This is a genomic window from Accumulibacter sp., assembly GCF_029255145.1.
In the GTDB taxonomy this organism is placed as follows: Bacteria; Pseudomonadota; Gammaproteobacteria; order Burkholderiales; family Rhodocyclaceae; genus Accumulibacter.
Genome location: NZ_JAPUVQ010000036.1, coordinates 1 through 2,594 on the forward strand (window position 1 = coordinate 1; position 2,594 = coordinate 2,594).

Annotated in this window: 2 protein-coding genes and 1 pseudogene; 2 read left to right on the forward strand and 1 reads right to left on the reverse strand. The window is 61.3% G+C overall.

Annotation, left to right across the window (positions count from 1 at the left end; translation table 11 throughout):
- Window positions 1–105: 105 nt before the first annotated feature.
- Window positions 106–633 (reverse strand): hypothetical protein, encoded by a 528-nt coding sequence (locus Q1L50_RS03715; protein WP_300335998.1) that lies wholly within the window; start codon window positions 631–633, stop codon window positions 106–108.
- A gap of 582 nt (window positions 634–1,215) precedes the next feature.
- Here Q1L50_RS03715 and Q1L50_RS03720 point away from each other — a divergent pair.
- Window positions 1,216–2,106: a patatin-like phospholipase family protein gene (locus Q1L50_RS03720; RefSeq protein ID WP_300336000.1), complete on the forward strand. Its 891-nt coding sequence runs from the start codon at window positions 1,216–1,218 to the stop codon at window positions 2,104–2,106.
- Between the two features lie 109 nt (window positions 2,107–2,215).
- Window positions 2,216–2,365, forward strand: a pseudogene (locus tag Q1L50_RS03725) (benzoate/H(+) symporter BenE family transporter); the annotation flags it as partial.
- Window positions 2,366–2,594 lie beyond the last annotated feature (229 nt).

Sequence of the window (2,594 nt, forward strand, 5' to 3'; positions counted from 1 at the left end):
CCTTGCACTCCTAGCGACGCTTGGTCTATGCCATACGAAAATTATGGCCTTCGAAATAAAGTGCTACTCGCAATTCCGGAATTCTACCTACATTCCCGGCCGGGATCAGGAAATCTGAACTTGGGCGTAGGTCTTGCCGTTTACTGCGGCGTTGCTGCTGCTGATCACGGTGCTGGGCGTGATGCCATTGACTCCCGCCGTTACACGCGACAGGGCCGGCAGAACCAGTCCAGTGACGTAGGTCGCCTCGCCGCCACCCCAGATATAGCCGATGCCGCTGCCACTGATGTTGGCGTTCTTTCCGTCGCCGCGGTTGTTGGAGATCGATACCGTGCCGGCGTCCTGGAGAAGAAAGCCGAGGGCCTGGGTCACGTTCGCCGAATAGTTCTGACCATTCCAGCCTACCGGCTTGTAGCTCTGCTCGGTAAAGGCCAGTAGCGCCGCCGCGGTGTCGGCGGCGCAATAACCGGACTGACACCAGCTTCCATTGGCAGCCTGGTTGCTGGCCAACCAGGCCAAGCCGCTGTCGATGGCTGCCTGCTTCTGTGCTTCCGTGGAAGCCATGACACTGCCTGTGGACAGGGCGGCAATACTCACAGCCGCGAGCGCCGTGAGCTTCTGCATCGGTTTCATGACGATTGACTCCTCTTGAAGATGGTCAAATTAAACGCACTTGGGAACAACCCGGCAAAGCGTCCCGGCCGATTTACGCTCAAGTAAAAGATGGTTGTTCCATCGAACAACAAGCATTAACCATGCCACTAAAGTATGTATGGAAAAGACCATATAAATCTAGTAGTTACTTTCGGCAACGCCGGCAGCCAGCCCCTCGCGAGCAGATGCGGCAGGCAATATGTAAAGAATGCCGACACCACGCCGTGACCCTGGCCGAAGGCCCAGTGCGGTAGTTCCCACATCAGTCGCTGCTTTGACCATAACTCTTCCGTGGTCCTCCCACTTCACTGCGGTTTAGGTTCGACGAAAAGCGCGTCGCCTCGCAAGGCGGGTTCCAGCCAGCCAGATCGAGTGTAAGAAATTTCGACACCCGTATCCGACAAGCGGATGGCGACGTTTGACCTGAAGTCGTACCATGGCCACTCCCGCTGACTCAGTCAGGTTGACGGGCACAGCCTTGTTACAGATTTGCCGCCCGTCTCCCCGGACACGGCGCGGCAGCGCCATTACTGGAAGCGCGAGTCCGAAGAAAGGAAAACCATGCGTCAACTGCTCCTCAGTGCTGCCCTTGCCACGCTCGCCGCCCTAAGCGGATGTGCGAGCACCCCGCCACCGCCGGTCGTCCAGCCCGTCCAGCCGGCGCAGGCCGCCAAACCAGTCAAGCTGGCACTCGCCTTGGGCGGCGGGGCGGCTAGAGGTTTTGCACACGTCGGGGTGATCAAGACGCTCGAAAGTCAAGGCATTTTCCCCGACATCATCGTCGGCACCAGCGCTGGCGCGGTGGTCGGCGCGCTCTACGCCGCCGGCAACAGCGGCTTTCAGCTGCAGAAGCTCGCGCACCGACTCGACGAGACCAAGATCAGCGACTGGTCCCTGCCTGATCGGGGCGTGCTAAAGGGAGAATCTCTGCAGCAGTTCGTCAACGAAGCCGTCGGCCAGCGGCCGCTGGAGGCCCTGAAGAAGCCTTTCGGAGCAGTCGCCACCGACCTTCGCAGCGGTGAGAGCATCGTCTTTCGAACCGGCAACACCGGCATGGCGGTCCGCGCTTCAGCGACCGTGCCCGGGGTCTTCCAGCCGGTTCGGATCGGCGGCCGGGAATACGTCGATGGCGGCCTGAGCAGCCTGATCCCGGTCCAGGCGGCCCGGCAGATGGGCGCCGACGTAGTCATCGCGGTCGACATCTCGGCGGTTCCCGGCAACCAGCCGGTGCGCAGCACCTTCGACATCCTGATGCAGACCTTCACCATCATGGGCCAGAGCCTCGCTCGCTACGAGCTCAAGGAAGCCGACGTGGTGATTCGCCCGCAGGTCGGCGCGGTCGGATCGACTGAGTTTCAGGCGCGCCACGACGCGATCCTCGAAGGTGAAAGAGCTGCGCAGGCAGCACTGCCAAGAATTCGCGAGGCATTGCGCAAGGCCGGCCGGAACTGAGCCGCGACGGCGCACCTCGACAGCTGCCACGACCGTCCGTGTCGTCGAAACGTTCGATGTTGTCGATATCGTTGATCGTAGCGATTGTGCCCGCAGTGAAGGCACGCGACTGATCGTGCATTTCTCGGCTTCGGGGCTGATCGCAGACTTCGTCGCAGTCTTGGTCGGCCTCACAAGTTCGGTGGTGATCGTTTTCCAGGCCGCCCGGACGCTGCACGCGACAACAGCCGAGGTCGCCTCCTGGATGTGCGCCGTCGGACGGATCTTCCTCACCCATAGGGCGCACACCTGACGTGAGAGTTGCGCGCGGCTGCTGCCGGGGTGGGCCTCGATCATGCCGCGGATCGTCTGCCGTTCGTCGGCGCTAACGGTCATTGCGTTTGCGGCCGCCCCGGATCATGAAAGAAGATGCGGGTTGGGAAACGGTGAGTAGAGGTCGCGCAAAGTTTTGGCGGTTCGACCCCGCAAGCTAACGTGACCCGCTGAAC

What these genes read in the sequence shown, in the direction of transcription:
- Q1L50_RS03720 (WP_300336000.1), top strand. Translation starts at nt 1,216, where the DNA reads ATGCGTCAACTGCTCCTCAGTGCTGCCCTTGCCACGCTCGCCGCCCTA.
- Q1L50_RS03715 (WP_300335998.1), bottom strand. Translation starts at nt 633, where the DNA reads ATGAAACCGATGCAGAAGCTCACGGCGCTCGCGGCTGTGAGTATTGCC.